This is a genomic window from Pseudomonas pergaminensis, assembly GCF_024112395.2.
In the GTDB taxonomy this organism is placed as follows: Bacteria; Pseudomonadota; Gammaproteobacteria; order Pseudomonadales; family Pseudomonadaceae; genus Aquipseudomonas; species Aquipseudomonas pergaminensis.
On record NZ_CP078013.2, the window covers coordinates 1,279,797 to 1,298,660 of the forward strand.

The following is an 18,864-nucleotide window of genomic DNA, read 5'->3' on the forward strand; positions in this document are numbered from 1 at the left end:
GGGCCATGTCCTTTCACGGGTTAAGTGGAAGGCAATGGAAGCATCTGGCCCCTACCGTTGGGCGCTAGCTATGTAGCGCGGCGCGGGGTTGCCGGTCCAGGCGCTTGATCAACTCCAACCAGGCTGCGAGGCCGGCCATCAGCAACGCGCCGATCACGGCGGTGGTCAACTGCATGGCGACGGCGTCGTTGGCCATGGCGTTGATCATGTCCGCCAGGGGCGCCAGTACCACCCCCAGGCAAAACACTTCCAGGGAATAACGGCCCATGCGGCAGATTTCGCCGGCCACGCGGTTCTGCGTCCAGCCGGCACCCGGCAACAGCTTGGCGGTGACGTATGCCAGCGCGAGGAAATGCACCAGGCGCACCGGTGACAGGTCGGTCTTGCTGATGGGGTACAGCCAGTTGCTGAGCGCCGCCGGCATCCACGCATCGTGGATCTCGGGCCAGCGCCACGACAGGGTGATCACCCCGGCCACCAGCACGTAGACCGCCGAAGCAACAAACAGTGGCTGACGCAGCAAGGGCCGGGTTTCGGCGGTTTTAGGCCGCTGGCTGTAGATCGCCGCCGCGCCGCCCAGCACAAACAACAGCTGCCAGGTGACCGGGTTGAAGTACCACACACCGTCGCTGATCGCCCGCAGGTTCCAGCCCATCCACGGGGCCAGCAGGTAGATCGCCAGTGACACCGCCACCACGGCCTCGACTTTGCGTACCAGCATCGGCAGCACCAGCGGCAACCCCGCCAGTAACACGATGTACAGCGGCAGTGGGTCCATCAGGTTGGGCTTGAAGCGCAGCAGCAACTCGTCGGTGAGAGCTTGTTGCGGGTGGGTGACGAAGTGCGTCAGGCCCATTTCCTCGACCAGGTCACGGGTTTCCACATGGCTGTTGGCGAAGAACACGATGCCCATCAGCAAGGCCAGCAGGAAGATATGCACCACGTACAGCACCCAGGCGCGGCGCAGGATTTTCAGGCAGGCCATCCAGTAGCCGTCGCGCTGCATGATCTTGCCGTACGCCAACACGGCGGCAAAACCGGCGAGGAACACAAACACCTCGGCGGCATCGCTGAAACCGATGTTGCGCAAGGTGATCTGGCCCAGGGGATTGTGGGGGACGTGATCCCAGAATATGAAGATCAACGCCAGGCCCCGAAAAAAATCGATGCGCGGGTCGCGTCCGTTCGGCATGGCTACAAGCTCTTGAACAAAGTGTTTAGTAATGACAGGCGAGCGCGGGTGTAGTCGTACGCCGCACGTCGGGCGGGCGCAGGTTGGCGGTATTTGTAAGCAATTGCAAAGGTTGGGTATTACTGAATGTCTCTAGACATCAATGATGACCAGCGTGCCATGGCTGCCCGCAAGTACCGCATGGGCGATACCGGCTTCCACGAGGTACATCTGGCCGGCGCCTACCCTGATCTCGCTGTTGCCGATGCTCAAGCGCAACTGACCATCGATCACCAGTAACCCTTCGTTGTAGGCATGGGTTTCCTCCTCGTGAGCCTGTTCGTCCATGCGCAACACCTTGATCCGCGCCGGGCCGACCTGGCCCAGGCGCGTGGATTTCCAGCTGTCGGGCAGTTGCCCGGCGATGGCGGCGAAGTCCAGTAACGGCATGTGAAGTTCCTTGTTTCAACGATGCCGTCGGTGGTCCGGTTCAGCGATAGGGGTTGGGGTATTGATGTTACGCAGCGCTGGCTTCATGGGGCTCAAAACTGTCGGCCCGCGCCATCTGCCACATCCGCGAATAAAACTCGCCATTCACCTCGCCGGTCAACAACTCGCCGGGCTTGAGGAACACATGCAACTGCGAGAACAACTTGATCTCGGTCGCCGACATGCGCCGCACCAGATGCTTGGCCGACAGCTGCGAGGGGTGATCCAGGCCCGCCGCGGCGAGCATTTCCGCCAAGGCCTTGAGTGTGTTGCGGTGGAAGTTGAACACGCGCTGGGCTTTGTCCGGCACCACCAGGGCGCGTTGGCGCAGTGGGTCTTGGGTGGCAACGCCGGTCGGGCATTTATTGGTGTGACAGCTTTGCGATTGAATGCAGCCGATGGCAAACATAAAGCCGCGCGCCGAGTTGGCCCAGTCGGCGCCGATGGCCAGCACGCTGGCGATGTCGAAGGCGCTGACGATCTTGCCGCTGGCGCCTAGCTTGATCTTGTCGCGCAGGTTCAGGCCCACCAGGGTGTTGTGCACGAACAGCAGGCCTTCGCGCAGTGGCACGCCGATATGGTCGGTGAACTCCACGGGCGCGGCGCCAGTGCCGCCTTCCTTGCCGTCCACCACAATGAAGTCCGGGAGGATGCCGGTTTCGAGCATGGCCTTGGCGATGCCCATGAATTCCCATGGGTGACCCAGGCAGAACTTGAACCCCACCGGTTTGCCGCCGGACAGTTCGCGCAGTTGGGCGATGAACTGCATCAGTTCGATGGGCGTGGAGAAGGCACTGTGGCGTGACGGCGAGATGCAGTCTTCGCCCATCATGATGCCGCGGGTCTCGGCGATTTCCTGTGTCACCTTGTGCTTGGGCAGGATCCCGCCATGGCCGGGTTTGGCGCCCTGGCTCATCTTGATTTCGATCATGCGCACTTGCGGGTTCTGCGCCTGTGCGGCGAAGCGTTCCGGGTCGAAACGGCCGTCGCTGGTGCGGCAGCCGAAGTAGCCGCTGCCCAGTTCCCAGGTCAGGTCGCCGCCGTTTTCGCGGTGGTAGGGGCTGATGCTGCCTTCGCCGGTGTCATGGGCGAAGTTGCCGAGCTTGGCGCCCTGGTTCAGCGCACGAATCGCGTTGGCACTCAGCGAGCCGAAGCTCATCGCCGAGATATTGAACACCGATGCTGAGTACGGCTGCGTGCACTGCGGGCCGCCGACCATCACGCGGAATGCGCTGGGGTCGCTGAGCGGCGCCGGGCGCATGGAGTGGCCGATGAATTCGAAGCCCGACTGGTACACGTCGATCAAGGTGCCGAAGGGTTTGTCCGCCGTCTCGTTCTTGGCGCGTGAGTAGACCAGCGAGCGCTGGGCGCGGGAGAAGGGCAGGGCGTCGCTGTCGGATTCGAGCAGGTACTGGCGGATTTCCGGGCGGATGGCTTCTACCAGATAACGGATATTGCCCAGGATCGGGTAGTTGCGGCGTACCGCGTGGGGGCTTTGCAGCAGGTCGAACAGACCGATCAGGCTCAGCACGCCCGTGACGAGGGTAATAGGCCACAGCCAGTCATGTTCGATAAAGGGGAGGCTGGCGAGGGTGAAAATGACACACACGGCAAAGAAGGCGTAACGACTCAGCAGGGACAGACTCATACGTTTTTCCTTGGTTTCACTCATCAGGACCTGTAGGCGCCCGGCAAGCCGGGCTCCTACGGGGCTCAATCAGGCGTTTTGCGCCTGTAGAAAGATCGAGAACAGCTCCGACTGGGATTTGATCCCTAGCTTGCTGTAGATGTGTTTCTTATGGACTTTCACGGTTTCAACAGAGATTTCCAGCTTACGAGCGATTTCCTTGCTGGAGCAACCGCTGAGCATCAAGCGGCCTACATCCAGCTCGCGGGCGGTGAGTTGCGCGCCCCAATCATCATTCTGGATCGGCGGCTGCGGGGTGCTGACCTGGTTGAGTTCATAGGGCAAGCGTTGGCGCAGCAGGCTCAGCACCCAGGGTTGAATCAGCGACAGCAGGGCAATCTGCGCCTGGTCGAAACGCTGCTTCAAACCCAACGACAGGCATAGCGTACGCCCATCCGGCAGATGGCAATTAAATTGGATTTCATCTGCGACCACGTTAAGGCGGAAGTAGCGCTGGTAGTACTCGGTGAGTTCGAAGTGCTCCGGCGCGACTTCCGCCAGTCGAAACAAGCCGGTGCGCGAGTGTTCGCGGCTGGCAATGTAGAAGGGGTCGAGCAGGTACAGGCCATTGAGGTAGTCCTGGAACAGCTGGTCTGGCGTACCGTCGGCACCGGGGCATTCGGCGAACACCAGGGGGCGGTGTTCGCTGCTGAATAGCAACACCACCCAACTGTCGAAGGGCACGTATTGGTCCAGCAAGCGGACAAGCTGAGTCCAGAAGTTGGGCTGGTCGAGGGCGTCTATCATTTGCCCCACCGCGCGGTGCCAGGCGATGTCCTGCAGCGACATGGTCATTGATCTACCCCTAACGTGTTACCCCGGCCGCGTAATTCCCTGGCGGGTATTGGCTGCGCATACTGCGACACAGATAAAGAACAAGGAATACCCATGAAGGTCGAATTCGCCCAACTGGCCGGTCGTGATAACGACACAGCTTACAACCTTGAGCGCGCCCTGGCGGCAATCGTTGCCTGCGCCGACGATACGCAACTGATCGTATTCCCGGAAACCCACCTGACGGGCTTTCCCTCGGCTGAAACCGTCGCCGACATCGCCGAGCCCCTGGATGGCCCCACCGTGAGAGCCGTTATCGAGGCGGCTCGCGCGCGCAACATTGCGGTGGTGATCGGTATCGCCGAGAACGACGGCGGCCAATTCTATAACACCACCTTGCTGATCACCCCCGAAGGCATTGCCTTGCGCTATCGCAAGACTCACCTGTGGCCATTAGAGCGTGGCGTGTTCAACCCGGGCGACCGTTACCCCACCTGTGTGTGGAACGGTATGCGCGTCGGCCTGCTGATCTGCTACGACATCGAGTTCCCGGAAACCGCCCGCGCCCTGGCGCAAACGGGCGCTGAATTGCTGATCGTCACCAACGGCAACATGGACCCTTACGGCCCCACGCACCGTACCGCGATCATGGCGCGTGCCCAGGAAAACCAGGTGTTCGCGCTGATGGTCAACCGCGTGGAAGAGGGCGACGGCGGCCTGGTGTTCGCCGGTGGCAGCGCCTTGGTCGACCCGTTCGGTACGTTGCTGTTCGAAGCCGGGCGTGACGAAGGGCAATTCACGGTCGAGCTGGATCTCGACCAACTGGAGGCGGCGCACAAGGACTACCGCTACCTCGACGACCAGCGCATGAAATTGCCCGGCGAGGTGATCGAGCGCAGCGATGGGACGCGTGAGCTGCTGATCCCGAAAAACTGACACAACCCCTGTAGGCGCTGTACACCATAACAATTAGTGCATCCGCTTCATCGACTTCAGTTCTGCCATAAATCTAATAAATCAGCGGAGAATCGCTCATGGCTCGTTTGCAACGCACCCTGTCGTTAGGGTCGGTGGTGCTGTTTGGCATCGCCTATATGACGCCGATCATTGTGCTCGGCACCTTCGGCATCCTGGCGCAATCCACCGCCGGCATGGTCCCCGCCGCTTACCTCGCCGCCCTGGTGGCGATGTTCTTCACCGCCATGAGCTACGGGCGCATGGCTTCGGCCTTCCCGGTGGCCGGTTCCGCCTACAGCTATGTGCGCAAGGCGATCAGCCCCAAATTGGGATTCATCGCCGGTTGGGCGGTGTTGCTCGACTACCTGTTCCTCCCGATGGCGATCTGGTTGATCGGCGCGGCATACCTGCATTCGGCATTCCCCGCCGTGCCGCAGTGGGTCTGGGTGCTGGCGTTCATCGGCATCACCACGGCGATCAATATCATCGGCCTGAAACTCGCCAACGGCATCAACGCGCTGCTGATGCTGGTGCAGTTTCTGGTGCTGATTGCGTTTGTCGCGTTGTGCATCCACTACATCGGTGGCGATGCGAGCACGCCGCTGTGGACGATCACGCCGTTCTTCAATGGCCAGATGCAAATGCCACTGATCACGAGCGGGGCTGCGATTGCCTGTTATTCGTTCCTGGGCTTTGACGCGGTCAGTACCCTCACCGAAGAGACCCGCGACCCACGCCGCACCATTCCCCGGGCGATCATGCTGATCACCTTGATCGGCGGGCTGATCTTCGTCGGTGTGTCGTATTTTGTGCAGGTCGCGCATCCGTCGTTCGAATTTGCCGATGTGGATTCGGCGGCCTACGAGATTGCGCGCAACATCGGTGGCGACCTGTTTGTGTCGATCTTCCTGATCGGCCTGATCGTCGGCCAGTTCGCCTCGGGGCTTTCGGCCCAGGCCAGTGGTTCGCGCTTGTTGTTTGCCATGGGCCGCGACGGCGTGTTGCCCAAGTCGTTCTTCGGCACCTTGCATGCGCGTTTCGGCACGCCGGTCAACAGCATCCTGCTGTGTGCAGTCGTGGCCTTGCTGGCGCTGAAGCTGGACGTGACCACCTCTACCTCGTTCATCAACTTCGGTGCGTTCCTGGCGTTCAGCCTGGTGAACCTCTCGGTGATCTTTCACTACTGGATCGGGGCCAAGCAGCGCGGCGTGCGGGAACTGATCCTGTTCCTGGTGTTCCCGGCCATCGGCCTGCTGGCGGATCTGTGGTTGATGGTCAGCCTCGATCACCTGGCGATCTACCTGGGCCTGGTGTGGTTGGCGATCGGCCTGGTTTACCTGGGTGTGCTGACGCGCGGATTCTCGCAACAGCCACCGGAAATGGACTTTCAGGAAACCGCATAGAAGCTGTGGGCCTATTCTTATTGCAATCGGTTCTCGTTTGGGCGCATGATTTGTGTTACTGTGTAACACATTAAATGCACCCAGACGCCCCGGAGGCCTTATGAAAGCTGGTATCCATCCCGACTACCGCACCGTGCTGTTCCATGACACCGCCGCCGACGTGTTCTTCCTGATCGGCTCCACCGCCGACAGCGATCGCACCCACACCCACAGCGACGGCAACACGTACCCGTATATCCCGTTGGACGTTTCCAGCGCCTCGCACCCGATCTACACCGGCCAACAGCGCAAGACCCAGGCCGAAGGCCGGATCGCCGGGTTCAACAAGCGTTTCGCTTCGTTTGGCTCGACCCCGAAAAAAGCCGAGGCGTGACTATCACGTGCTTCACCTCGAAGGCCGCTCCGGTTTCTGGAGCGGCTTTTTTTGCGCTGATATCGTAAAGCCATTATTTTGCAAAAAACCGACTAAACTCCTCAGTAATAGCCAGGAAGGCAGGACCGGACCCTAAGGAATGCACACCGACGATCCGAGGTGTCCCATGGGAGAGTCAGTTACATTTACCGATGCCAGACGTGCCGTGGTGCTGTTGATCGACGCCCACCCCGACGTGCTCCAACGCCTTACGCAACTGCTGCAACTGGAACCCTTCGACCTGCACAGCGCCACGTGCGCTGCCGATGCCCTGGCCATCCTGGCCAGCCAACCCGTCGACCTGGTGATGAGCGCCGCGCGCCTGCCGGACATGGACGGCGCCTCATTGCTCGCGCATGTCCACCAGCATTACCCCCACACCGTGCGCATTCTGCTGACAGGCGAGACCGACCTGACGCTGATCGTAAAGGCCATCAACGAAGGTGAAATCTACCGGTACCTGAGCAAGCCCTGGAAGGATGAAGAATTGTTGCTGGCGCTGCGCCAATCCCTGGCCCATCAGCATTCCGAGCTGGAGCGCCTGCGCCTTGAACAACTGATCCAGCAGCAGAACGACGAACTCAAGCAGCTCAACGCCACCCTGGAAAAACGCGTGGCCGCGCGCACCAGCGAGCTGCAGCAAACCGCCGACATGCTCGATCTGGCCTACGAAGAGCTCAAGCACAGCTACGCCACCGGCACCGAAGTGTTTTCGCTGCTGGCCAACCTGCGCCTGCCGCGCACCAAACAGACCAACCGGCAGATTATCGAACTGGTGCGCACCTGGTGTGTGGCCCATGGCGTGGACTCCGCCAGCAACCGCGACCTGACCATGGCCGCCGCGCTCTACAACATCGGCAAGCTGAGCTGGAGCGACAGCATGATGGCGTCGCCCTCGGACCTGCTGCACAGCAGCGACCGTGAACGCTATCGCGCCTACGCCACCCAGAGCGAGTCGCTGCTGATGACCCTGGAGCCGATGAAAGACGCCGCGCGGCTGATCCGCCATCACCAGGAACGCTGGGACGGCAGCGGTTTCCCTGACCACCTCAAGGGTGAAGCGATTCCCGCCGGCTCGCGTTTGCTGAAACTGGCGGTGGATTTTATCGAACTGCAAAAAGGCCTGATCCTGGAGCGGCAGATGAACAGCGACGAAGCGCTGCTGTACATCCGCAAATACGCCGGGCGGCTGTATGACCCGGTGATGGTCGAAGACTTTGTGCTGGTCTGCGCCACTTACCTCAATGACGTGACGTTGGGCGACCCCAACGTCAAAGTGCTCGGCACCCGGGAACTGGCGGAGGGCATGGTGCTGGCGCGCAATCTCAATGCGGACAACGGCATGCTGCTGCTCAATGCCGGCAAGGTGTTGAACCTGCCATTGGTGGATAAGTTAATTGCCTTTGAGACCATGGAAGGGGCGCGGTACAGCGTGTTTATCAAGGACACCGACGAGGCATTGCTTTCCGGTTAAGGCACTTCATGTGATCCTTACATCTTTGCCTTCAAGGAAGACTGTACATGCCCTCCACCATCCGCATCGCCGCCGCCCTCCTGATCGGCAGCGACGGCCAGACCCTGCTGGTGCGCAAGCGCGGCACGCAAGCCTTCATGCAACCTGGCGGCAAGATCGACGCGGGTGAGCAACCTGCCGACGCGCTGGCCCGTGAGCTGCACGAAGAACTGAACCTGCGCATTGAGCCCGGCGCGGCGGTCTACCTTGGCAAGTTTTCCGCACCGGCGGTCAATGAGCCGGGTTTTACCGTGGAAGCCGAGCTGTTCCAAGTGCAGATTGACGTGCCGGTGAGCCCGGCGGCGGAGATCGAAGAAGTGCGCTGGATCGACCCGGCTGGCGACGGAGGCCTGGCCCTGGCACCGTTGACGCGGGATCTGATCCTGCCGTTTTATCGTGCATCGCTGACGGCATGAGCATCCGCACGCTGGAGGCCAGCGACGCCGAGGCTTATCGGGCGTTGATGCTGGAGGCGTATGGCGCCTATCCCCAGGCGTTCACTTCCAGCGTGGCGGAGCGTGCCGCGATGCCCTTGAGTTGGTGGGAGAAGCGCTTGAGCAGCCCACTGGACCGGTTGCTGGGGGCTTTTGAAGGGGATGAACTGGCCGGCATTGTCGGCTTGGCGTTCGAGCCGCGGGAGAAGGCACGGCACAAAGTGACTTTGTTCGGCATGTACGTGACCCAGGCTTACCAGCAGCAGGGGCTGGGCCGTCAATTGGTCGAAGCGGCGTTGGCTGAGGCGCGCCAGTACCCGCGCCTGAAGGTGATTCAACTGACGGTCACTGCTGGTAATGATGCCGCCTTTGCGTTGTACCAGCGCTGCGGGTTCATCCAGTACGGCCTGGAGCCGCTGGCGGTGCGGGTGGGGGTCGATTACTTTGACAAGATCCACATGTGGCGCGAATTGCAGCACCAGTGATTTCCGACTGTGGCAGGCTTGCCGGCGATAGCCATAGGTATCTGCACAACGCTGCACCTGTGGTGAGGAAGCTTAACAGACGACCACTATCTATCTGTTGCCCCACGATCAAAATGTGGGAGCTGGCTTGCCTGTGAAGGCGGCCCGGCAGACGACCACAATCTAACTGTTGCCCCACGATCAAAATGTGGGAGCTGGCTTGCCTGCGAAGGCGGCCCGGCAGACGACCACTATCTAACTGTTGCCCCACGATCAAAATGTGGGAGCTGGCTTGCCTGCGAAGGCGGCCCGGCAGACGACCACAATCTAACTGTCACCCCACGATCAAAATGTGGGAGCTGGCTTGCCTGCGAAGGCGGCCCGGCAGACGACCACAATCTAACTGTTGCCCCACGATCAAAATGTGGGAGCTGGCCCGCCTGCGAAGGCGGCCCGGCAGACAACCACTACCTAACTGTTGCCCCACGATCAAAATGTGGGAGCTGGCCCGCCTGCGAAGGCGGCCCGGCAGACAACCACTATCTAACTGTTGCCCCACGATCAAAATGTGGGAGCTGGCTTGCCTGCGAAGGCGGCCCGGCAGACGACCACAATCTAACTGTTGCCCCACGATCAAAATGTGGGAGCTGGCTTGCCTGCGAAGGCGGCCCGGCAGACGACCACAATCTAACTGTTGCCCCACGATCAAAATGTGGGAGCTGGCTTGCCTGCGAAGGCGGCCCGGCAGACGACCACTATCTAACTGTTGCCCCACGATCAAAATGTGGGAGCTGGCTTGCCTGCGAAGGCGGCCCGGCAGACGACCACTATCTAACTGTCACCCCACGATCAAAATGTGGGAGCTGGCTTGCCTGCGAAGGCGGCCCGGCAGACGACCACAATTTAACTGTCACCCCACGATCTAACTGTAGGCGCTGGCTTGCCGGCGATGCAGGCACCTCGGTACCTCAGGCACACCCAGGCGATCTCTTCGTTTACGAGGCGGTGCAGGGTTCAGCGCACCGCGCTGACCCCATCGAGGGTGGAGAATGAGGTGTCCTTGGCGGTCAGCAGGAAGTCGCGCATATACGGCGCATCCAGCATGTCTGCGCGAATCCCCGCGTACAGCGTTGCAAACAAGCCTTTCTCACCCAGGCGCTTGCCTTTCACGTAACCGCGCGAGCTGTATTCATGCAGCGCCCAATGGGGCATGCCGCACACACCACGGCCGCTGGCCACCAATTGCATCATCATCACGGTCAGTTCCGAGGTGCGCACCTGGGCCGGTTCTACGTCGGCGGGTTCGAGGAAGCGGGTGAAGATGTCCAGGCGGTCGCGCTCGACCGGGTAGGTGATCAGGGTTTCGGTCAGCAGGTCTTCCGGCACGACGTATGGTTTGTGCGCCAGCGGGTGCTGGTTGGCGACCGCGAGCATGGCTTCGTAGGTGAACAACGGCACGTAGGTAATGCCGGGCAACTCCAGCGGGTCGGAGGTCACCACCAGGTCCAGGTCGCCGCGGGCCAGGGCTGGGAGCGGCGCGAAGGCAAAGCCGGAGGCCAGGTCCAGTTCGACCTCCGGCCAGGCATCGCGGAACTGGTCGATGGTCGGCATCAGCCACTGGAAGCAGCTGTGGCACTCGATCGCCATGTGCAGGCGCCCGGCAGTGCCGCCGGCCAACCGGGCGATGTCGCGTTCCGCACCGCGCAGCAGCGGCAGGGTGGCGTCGGCCAGTTGCAGCAGGCGCAGGCCGGCGCTGGTGAAGCGCAGCGGCTTGGTCTTGCGCACGAACAGCGGCATGCCCAGGCGTTCTTCCAGCTCCTTGAACTGGTGGGACAGCGCCGACTGCGTCAGGTGCAGGCGCTCGGCGGCTTCCACCAGGCTGTCGGCTTCGCGCAAGGCGTGCAGGGTTTTGAGATGACGGATTTCCAGCACGACGGCCTCCATGAATGAATTTTGTGCTTAATGATAAAACATTGAAAACTATTCATGTTGGCCGTTGCGTGATTTAAATCAGTTCAGGGCTTCGAAGTGTTTCTTTGCATAGTATTTGCCGATATTGCCGCGCCATATAGTCAGGTCGGCGAATTGCACACCCTTGCCGCTCTTCTTCATTTGCCAGTGCAGACCCCGATACCGTTCCGCAGCGATTTTCAGGTGCGCTTTGGCAAAGGTATCGAACGCTGAGTTGGCCTTCACGTAGTGAAAGTGGGCGAACCAGCTTGGTGCGTCCTGCGGCCTGGCTGTGTCGTGAATGGAATATTCCTGAAAGTAGTCGGTTTCTCCGTCGGGGCGTTTTTGTGTCTGCCCGCGGCGAATGCCGACTTTGCGGATCTCAACGCGATTGTGTTCCATCAAGTAGTCCAGATAGCCTTCGGTCGGTTTCTTGCTGGCCAGCGTACGCTCGATACGCAGGGCTTGTCCGGCGGGCCTGAGGGGGGTTGCCCGACTGCGCAGTTGTTCGATTAGTGGGTGCGTGGGGGATAGGCCTTGTAGCTGGTTGGCTCGAAGTTCCAAGGCCTCGGCTTCACTGACTAACATGTGCTCAAGGTTGATCGGTTCCATCGTTTGGTAAGCGCGGACTTTGTTTTCGAAGGCATCCACGGCGGCTAAACGGGCCTGGGCTTCGGTCACCATGGTCGGCAGGTCGCTAGGCAGCGCCGGGGGCTGAGTCTTGGGCTGGCTCAGCTCGGCGTTCAAGCGGTATCGCTGGCTGCCGGACATTTGCTCCCACACCTCCACAGGTTTGCCCTCGCTGTCCTCCACAATAAATTGTCTCGGTGATTGCTGTTGCGCCGGTTTCTCAGTGCCCACCAGAACCTGTCCATCCTCGGTTTCAAAGAGCGTTTTGGTGTGTTCTGCCTGGGGGGCGGTGTAGGCTTTTTTTATGCCCTTGCGTGCTCGCTCCATGAGTTGGGTCAGGGAGTCCAGCATCTGTGAAACATAGTTCGCGTCAAAGTGGCTGGGTGACATGGCGTTCCAGGTTGTCAGATCGAGGTGAAACAGTTCATAAGCCTCGAGGGTGTTGCTTAGCACTTGGTTGCGCTGGGCCTTACTGATGTTGGCCGTGGGAAGTTCCCGGTGGGCGGCGATGGTGCGTTTCAGTTTGTCGGTGGCCAGTTCCAACACCCTTTCTTGATAGATCCAGCTAGGGTTCCCCGGTTGGCGTTCAGCACGCAGCAGTTCCAACAACATTTCGGCCTTTGCCAGCTGCGTACGGTGCTCGGTGAAAATTATCTGCAACGGCGATGCAAATTTGATCACTTCTGCCCTCATGGACGGGAAGGTTATGCGGTCCAACCAGCCAGTCACTTCTCCAAGCATGATTTCTACCTGTTTCAGCTCATCAAGCATTTCAATTCGATATTGCTTGAGCACTTTTTCAGCGTGCAGGTATTCAGCGCCGTCGGGGGACATTGCCTTCATGCGGTTCTTTAACTGCGTAAAGTCACCCTGCAAGCCAAGTATTCGTCGCTTGGCGTTCAATGCCCGAAGCGCGTAACGATTGCCCACTATCATGGCCGCCCAGTTTTGACTTTTGGCGACGGTCTGCTGCAATGTACTGCCTAGGAACCCGGCGGCTGTTTGATTCAACGCGTATACCTGTTTGGCGAGGTCAGCGTCTTCGATCAAGCGCAGGTCCAGTGCCTTGGTCGCTTGGTGCCTCGATGTCGTGCCTGTCGCGGTGGTGGCGGTACTGAATTCGTTGTCCAATCTCATCGTATCGCGGTTGGTCACTTCAACTTGTGCGCCGAGCTTTTTGGAGAGCCTATCAAGATCGTTGAGTGTTGCCTGGCGTTGCGTGTGTACGGTGGCTACCGCTGGCGGAGTCTGCTGCTCCACAGCGGCTGGCACGCGCGAACCCGCACGCGATGTTCCCTGTCCTCGTCGGCTGCCGCCGCTATACCCGGTGAGATAGCCGCCATGCAGCGCCGAGTAAGTGTTCCATTGCTGCGCTTCGTCAAAGGCAATGACCGGCGAGTAGGTTTTCCCCTTGGCGACCAGCCGCATTTCATGGGCTGTTGGTTCAAACTTCACTTTGAAGTAACGTCCACCGTCCGCGATGAAATGCTCGCCGGATGTATGCCGTAGCGTGTGGCGATAAGGACCGGTTTGCACCGCTTGCAGGCTGCCGAGCTCGAGTAGTTGATCGAATTCGTAGCCGGCGAAACGATGAACCTGGGTTTTCGCCTGGCGTGACTTCAGGTTGCGCCAGAAGTCAGGGCGCAGTATGTGTTTGAGTTGGCGCTGCAGCATCAACGTTTTGGCGGTGTTGGGCCGTGCCGCAGGCACGGCGGCAAAGGTCAGCGCGTCCATGCCTGCATACACCAGGCATTCGAACACCGAGGCCAGTTGCTCGATGCCGTGGTGCATGTCGCCTTTCCTGAGGGCATCGACCGCAGCGTAAAGGCTAGTGGTGGCATCGACGAGGGAAACCGCGGTGCCGATCAGTGGAAGAAAACTCACCGCGATTTTGATGCCGTTGAACAGACCACCTGATTTGAGCGCGTATTTCTCATCCGCCAGGTCCTCATTGGAGCGAGCGTACTGTCGATTGCTCTCGATCAGGCGTCCCATGTGGGCATCCAATTGATGAGCTGCCAGCGAAGTAGTGACTGGCCAGGGGGAGCCGACACCGATGATCGCGTCATAGTGTTTGACCGTGGCCTGGTCAATGCGGTTGAGGTGAGACTGGAGCTCTCCTGTCAAGGCACGGCTTGCCACGTACTCGGCCATGGTGTCGATACTGCAGAGATCAAACAGTTTCCTGCGCGCCAGTTCCAGGCTGTCGAAGCGCTGCAAGCATCGATCATCCGGCGCATCGGGCAGGTAAAGTAACGTCATCCCGGAGATTTTTTCCTGAATGAAGCTGATACCTGAGAGCGTGACTGTGCCATAGCGGTTAGTGTCGCTGTCATCGACCAGTATTGCCGGCAGCAGGGCAATACGTTGGGTGCCGACCTCCCATGCTTGCTGCGTATCGGCGTCGATCGCGGTGTCCCACACCAGGCGCTCGTCAGCGTTGATATGGTTTTGCATGAACGCCAACTGGCCTTGAGTCTGGAGCATCAAGCGCAGTGGTTCCGCCAGGCATTCACGGCGGTAGTTCAATTGGAATGCCGACTCCTGGGAGGTACCTCTGAAGGCTTGGACTATTCGCTTTTCGTAGGCGTTGGCCAGGTTGAGGTCCTGGACCATCTTGACCAGGTAGGCAGCGTCTATACCCGCCTTGAGCCTGTCGAACTCCGCGGTGTTGTCAGCCGTCACGTCCAGGGTCATGTAGTGCAGCCGCTTGCCCATGCTGCTGTCGATGTTCCTCACGGCCAGTTCATCAAGCGACATCTTGCTGCGTTTCAGGCTGGGTGCGGTGATTATCTTGATTGGGGTTCCGCCCACTCCGCTGCCGCCGGTTACGGGATCTCGGATATCCCTTGTCGAATCAGGCAGGTCCACTTCTACGGTAAAATCCTGGGTGATGGAGAAGTCTTTGCGCAAGCGTGAATCGATCTTAAGCCTGACGAATTCATCCCGTGAGGGCAGAGATTGGTCGAGCAAGGCCTGGGAGCGCTTGAGTGCGGGAATGTACGCCTTGAGCCGAGTCCTGAGCAGTTCCCGCTGTTCCTCGGTTTGCTTGTCCAGCCAGGTCGGGATGCTTGCCGCCAGATGACTGCTGTTGTTCTGCTCCACGATTTCCAAAAACGCCGCTTCGCGGGCGCTGTGCTCGGGCACCACGAGCATTTCGACGGTTTCTTCGCGTAATTTTTCCAGGCGTTCGACCAGTTTGTCGGCATCGTCCGGGGTGGCATAGGTCAAGCGCAACTGCGCCGCACGTTCCTCAAAATTGACTTGCTGAAGTCTGAGGCTGTGTTCGAAGGGGTTGTCGGTCAGCTCCTTGAGCGCCAAGGCAAGCCGGTCGTCCTGGGGCGCGATGTTGAACAAGGCTCCTTGCAGTGCTTGTCGGGACGCGAAGCGTTGCAAGCCCCCGCCAGTGCCCGGCCAGTAAACCAAGTAACTGGCGGCGGATGTCGACGGTAGTTTCAAGTCGGTTGCGGCAGTGAATACCAGCGGTCCTTTGAGCTCGCTCTCAGTGATTTTTTTGGTGGTATTGGTCTGTTCGGTGACCGAGAGGCTCATCGAACAGACCGCTACTTCAATGAATCGCTCTTCGGCCACGGGCGAATCAAGGATGACCTCCAGCAGTTTCAGCTCATCGGCGCTGATTTGGTTCAACGCATGCTGAATTTGCGCTTCGATTCTTAGCCCCGCTACGCGCGCATTGTAAAGAGCGGTAAATTGGGTATTGAGGGTTGCCACATCGTGGGTGCGTCTTTTCAGCATGAGGCGTGCTGCGACGGCTGATGCGTCCTGTTGTACTCGCAAATTATCGAGTTGCTGCTGGAATTGCTGCAAGCGCGTTTTGCGGTTGGTTACAGAATCATCTTTGTCGAGCAGGCCGTCCAGGGCGGTGCGTTGTTGCAGCACTTGGGCCTGGCGTTGGCTCAATGGCAGGCTTGGGTAGAGCTGGCCGAACTGCGAGAGCATCTCCTCCTCAAGGGGGGTGGGTTTCGGCTGTTCAGGTGCCAGGGCAAACAGTGATTGGCTCTGGCGCTGTTTATCAAATGCTTCGATGGGCAGTCGTGCCATGTTGGCATTATCGATTTCGAAACCGGGGACGGGCTTGATCGCTTCGTGATATTGGGCCTCGGCCAATAGATTCAGCCAGTCGCTGATACCGGTTTCCAGCGGCCTGGTCTTGAGACGATAGTCAATCGTAGCGAGGGGATCGGAGTTCGGAGTCGAAAACAAGGCTTGTTGCTGATCGATCAACCAACGCTCCATGTCCGTACGTTTGGCGAACGTGCGCCACGCCGGTTGATGTGCGGGTAAGTACAGCTACTGGCTGACCGGCTGGTCGGTATCAAGGGTAAACACCCATGACCCAGGCAAGACGCGTGCATCGGCAGCGGGGCGCTTTAGCACGATGTGTTCGATGCAGATATTTTCGCTCCCAGGTGCTGCCAGGAGGGGATCAATAAGGGCAAACATCGGGTTGAGCGCCGTGGCATTTATCGAGCCTTGGGCCAGCAGTACATCGCCCGAGGCCTCGAAGTGGATCTTGTACAGTTCGGTCGCCCTTGCATGACATGAAACCGGTTGGCGGGGCGCTCGGTTGTTTAAAAAGTGCCGGGTCCAGGCATCCTTGATTGCCTGCTCCAGATCCAACCCTCTGAGCTCATCGAGCAACATGGGCACCGTATAGCCTGAAAAACGGTGGTTGGCCGGTAGGTGGATGAGTTGGCCCTCGGGTACTTGGCTCGTATCCAAAAAGGGATGCTGTTGCATGTAAAGGCAGGCTTCGTACAGGGAGATGATGCTTGAACTACGCGCTTCAGTTGCCAGGAACCTCAGCCCAACGCGCTCGCCGTCCAGCGTCAAGTGTTCTTGGAGCATCTGGTTGATCACTGTGCGTACCGATGGCGTGCCAGCCATAAACTCGCGCATGTCTTCGTAGCAACTTTGCCAGCGTTGTGTGGCGTCCAGCAGCAGGTTTTCGTCAATGCTCGCCGGCAAAAGCAGGTGTGATAGTCCGAACTCGTACACGTTGAGGTCTTGGATGTTGGTCATGGGGTCGCTCCTTCATTTAAGAAGGATTAGAGAGCGATGGCCATGACCCAGGGTGGGATATAAATAGCGGACGACCGTTGAGCGGGCTTCATCAAAATGTCACGCAAGTGTGGCAGCGCGCTTGAACAAACTTCATCAGACTCGCGCTCTACTGGGGTTCTGCGTTTCGGTGTTTTTCATGCGCGTGTTGCTTTTACTGGCCGCTGTACTGTTCGGCCTGCCGTCTTTTGCGGCTTCTCGATGTGACGTCAATGTCCCGACCCAAACGGTCGACCTGGCTCAGGTGAGCATCGCCTACCAGAGCATCGGCCGTGCGTCCGATCCGGCCTTGCTGCTGGTGATGGGCCTGGGTGGGCAGTTGATCCACTGGCCCGACGAAGTTGTCGTCGCCCTGTGCCAGCAAGGTTTCCGGGTGATCCGCTATGACAACCGCGACGTCGGCCTGTCCACGTGGCGCCAGGCGCCTGCGAGCGCCAACCTGACCTTCGAGGTGCTGCGCTACAAGCTTGGCCTGCCAGTGGCGGCGCCCTATACCTTGACTGACATGGCCGATGACGCCATCGGTTTGATGGACGCCTTGCAGATCGAGCAATTCCACGTGCTGGGCGCGAGCATGGGCGGGATGATCGCCCAGCACCTGGCCGCCATGGCGCCGCAGCGGGTCGAGAGCCTCACGCTGATCATGACCAGTTCCGGTGCCGAAGGCCTGCCGGCGCCGAATGCGGCGCTGGTGCAATTGCTGTCGCGGCGCAGCGCGCCGAACCGTGAAGTGGCGCTGGAGCAACAGGCGGATCTGCTCGCCGCACTGGGCAGCCCGAACGTGAAGGATGATCGCCAGGCCTTGCTGCACCAGGCGGCGCTGTCCTACGACCGGGCCTTCAACCCGGACGGCGTGAAGCGCCAGATCATGGCGATCCTCGCCGAGCCGAGCCGCGTGCCCTTGCTCAACCAATTGCGCGTGCCGACGCTGGTGGTGCACGGTACCGCCGACCCGCTGCTGCCGGTGATGCACGGCGTGCACCTGGCGGCGCATATACAAGGCAGCCAGTTGAAACTGATCCCCGGCCTGGCCCATCGTTTCCAGGAAGCGTTCAAGGCGCCGTTGCTGGCGGCAGTGCTGCCGTACCTGCAAGCCCATCGTGAAGACGCGGCGCACTGGGCGCAGATCGATCCGGTCGGCCCTTCGAAGCTGCTGTGACATTGGTGTATCGTGCAACCTTTGTGGCCCATTTGCGCCTGCGAGGTTGCCTGTCATGAGTACTCCCCTGAAAATCGATTTCGTCAGCGACGTGTCCTGCCCCTGGTGCATCATTGGCCTGCGCGGGCTGACCGAAGCCCTTGACCAGCTTGGCGCCGAGGTGCAGGCCGAGATCCATTTCCAACCGTTCGAACTGAACCCGAACATGCCTGCCATCGGTCAGAACATCGTCGAGCACATCACCGAGAAATACGGCTCCACCGCTGAAGAATCCCAGGCCAACCGTGCGCGCATCCGCGACATGGGCGCCGAGCTGGGCTTTGCCTTTCGCACCGATGGCCAGAGCCGCATCTACAACACCTTCGACGCACACCGCCTGCTGCACTGGGCCGGGCTCGAAGGTTTGCAGTACAACCTCAAGGAAGCGCTGTTCAAGGCGTACTTCACCGATGGGCAGGACCCGTCCGACCACGCCACCCTGGCGATCATCGCCGAAAGTGTCGGCCTGGATATCAAACGCGCAGCCGAGATTCTCGCCTCCGACGAATACGTCGCCGAAGTGCGTGAGCAAGAGCAGCTGTGGATCTCCCGTGGCGTGAGCTCGGTGCCGACCATCGTGTTCAACGACCAGTACGCCGTCAGCGGTGGCCAGCCAGCGGAAGCCTTTGTCGGTGCCATTCGCCAGATCATCAACGACGCGAAAAACTAAAGCCGAACGGAGTTCAACATGTGGGAGGGG

Annotated in this window: 15 protein-coding genes; 8 read left to right on the forward strand and 7 right to left on the reverse strand. The window is 59.9% G+C overall.

The annotated features are described in order from the left end of the window. Positions 1-64 precede the first annotated feature (64 nt). The 4 genes from KUA23_RS05720 to KUA23_RS05735 form a co-directional block, all read right to left on the reverse strand. Positions 65-1,192 carry an OpgC family protein gene (locus tag KUA23_RS05720; protein ID WP_252993562.1) on the reverse strand — a complete coding sequence of 376 codons (1,128 nt, stop codon included), beginning with the start codon at positions 1,190-1,192 and terminating at the stop codon, positions 65-67. Between the two features lie 132 nt (positions 1,193-1,324). Then, positions 1,325-1,621 (reverse strand): cupin domain-containing protein, encoded by a 297-nt coding sequence (locus KUA23_RS05725; RefSeq protein ID WP_252993563.1) that lies wholly within the window; start codon positions 1,619-1,621, stop codon positions 1,325-1,327. A gap of 67 nt (positions 1,622-1,688) precedes the next feature. Next, positions 1,689-3,308, reverse strand: a complete 1,620-nt coding sequence (locus KUA23_RS05730) for an FMN-binding glutamate synthase family protein (RefSeq protein WP_252993564.1) — start codon at positions 3,306-3,308, stop codon at positions 1,689-1,691. Between the two features lie 69 nt (positions 3,309-3,377). Next, complete coding sequence (locus tag KUA23_RS05735) at positions 3,378-4,142, reverse strand: helix-turn-helix transcriptional regulator (RefSeq protein ID WP_078047090.1); 765 nt, start codon at positions 4,140-4,142, stop codon at positions 3,378-3,380. 93 nt (positions 4,143-4,235) lie between these two features. Between KUA23_RS05735 and KUA23_RS05740 the strand changes: the two genes are divergently transcribed. The 6 genes from KUA23_RS05740 to KUA23_RS05765 all read left to right on the forward strand — a co-directional run bounded on the left by KUA23_RS05740 (position 4,236) and on the right by KUA23_RS05765 (position 9,325). After that, positions 4,236-5,057 (forward strand): carbon-nitrogen hydrolase family protein, encoded by an 822-nt coding sequence (locus KUA23_RS05740; RefSeq protein WP_099494156.1) that lies wholly within the window; start codon positions 4,236-4,238, stop codon positions 5,055-5,057. A 98-nt stretch (positions 5,058-5,155) separates the two neighbouring features. Then, positions 5,156-6,481: an APC family permease gene (locus KUA23_RS05745; RefSeq protein ID WP_252993565.1), complete on the forward strand. Its 1,326-nt coding sequence runs from the start codon at positions 5,156-5,158 to the stop codon at positions 6,479-6,481. A 100-nt stretch (positions 6,482-6,581) separates the two neighbouring features. Continuing rightward, on the forward strand, positions 6,582-6,854 hold the full coding sequence (locus KUA23_RS05750) for a type B 50S ribosomal protein L31 (RefSeq protein ID WP_236419622.1): 273 nt from the start codon (positions 6,582-6,584) through the stop codon (positions 6,852-6,854). 166 nt (positions 6,855-7,020) lie between these two features. Then, positions 7,021-8,367: a response regulator c-di-GMP phosphodiesterase, NosR family gene (gene nosR / locus KUA23_RS05755; protein WP_252993566.1), complete on the forward strand. Its 1,347-nt coding sequence runs from the start codon at positions 7,021-7,023 to the stop codon at positions 8,365-8,367. Between the two features lie 47 nt (positions 8,368-8,414). Continuing rightward, the gene (locus KUA23_RS05760) at positions 8,415-8,822 is read left to right on the forward strand and encodes an NUDIX hydrolase (RefSeq protein WP_252993567.1); all 408 of its coding nucleotides are present in this window, start codon (positions 8,415-8,417) and stop codon (positions 8,820-8,822) included. Next, positions 8,819-9,325 carry a GNAT family N-acetyltransferase gene (locus KUA23_RS05765; RefSeq protein WP_214496559.1) on the forward strand — a complete coding sequence of 169 codons (507 nt, stop codon included), beginning with the start codon at positions 8,819-8,821 and terminating at the stop codon, positions 9,323-9,325. Before KUA23_RS05760 ends, KUA23_RS05765 begins: the two co-directional genes overlap by 4 nt. 993 nt (positions 9,326-10,318) lie before the next feature. Here the strand turns inward: KUA23_RS05765 and metR are convergent. From metR to KUA23_RS05780, 3 genes are all read right to left on the reverse strand, one after another. Then, positions 10,319-11,236 carry a transcriptional regulator MetR gene (gene metR, locus KUA23_RS05770; protein ID WP_078047097.1) on the reverse strand — a complete coding sequence of 306 codons (918 nt, stop codon included), beginning with the start codon at positions 11,234-11,236 and terminating at the stop codon, positions 10,319-10,321. 78 nt (positions 11,237-11,314) lie between these two features. After that, entirely contained in the window at positions 11,315-16,141 is a 4,827-nt protein-coding gene (locus tag KUA23_RS05775; protein ID WP_346356380.1) for a dermonecrotic toxin domain-containing protein, read from the reverse strand. A 54-nt stretch (positions 16,142-16,195) separates the two neighbouring features. After that, positions 16,196-16,927, reverse strand: a complete 732-nt coding sequence (locus tag KUA23_RS05780) for a hypothetical protein (RefSeq protein WP_252993569.1) — start codon at positions 16,925-16,927, stop codon at positions 16,196-16,198. A 178-nt stretch (positions 16,928-17,105) separates the two neighbouring features. Between KUA23_RS05780 and KUA23_RS05785 the strand changes: the two genes are divergently transcribed. Both KUA23_RS05785 and KUA23_RS05790 read left to right on the forward strand, forming a co-directional pair. Beyond that, a complete protein-coding gene (locus KUA23_RS05785; protein WP_252993570.1) occupies positions 17,106-18,125 on the forward strand; it encodes an alpha/beta fold hydrolase in 1,020 nt (339 codons plus the stop codon). Between the two features lie 55 nt (positions 18,126-18,180). Further along, positions 18,181-18,834 carry a DsbA family oxidoreductase gene (locus KUA23_RS05790; RefSeq protein ID WP_252993571.1) on the forward strand — a complete coding sequence of 218 codons (654 nt, stop codon included), beginning with the start codon at positions 18,181-18,183 and terminating at the stop codon, positions 18,832-18,834. Positions 18,835-18,864: the final 30 nt, after the last annotated feature.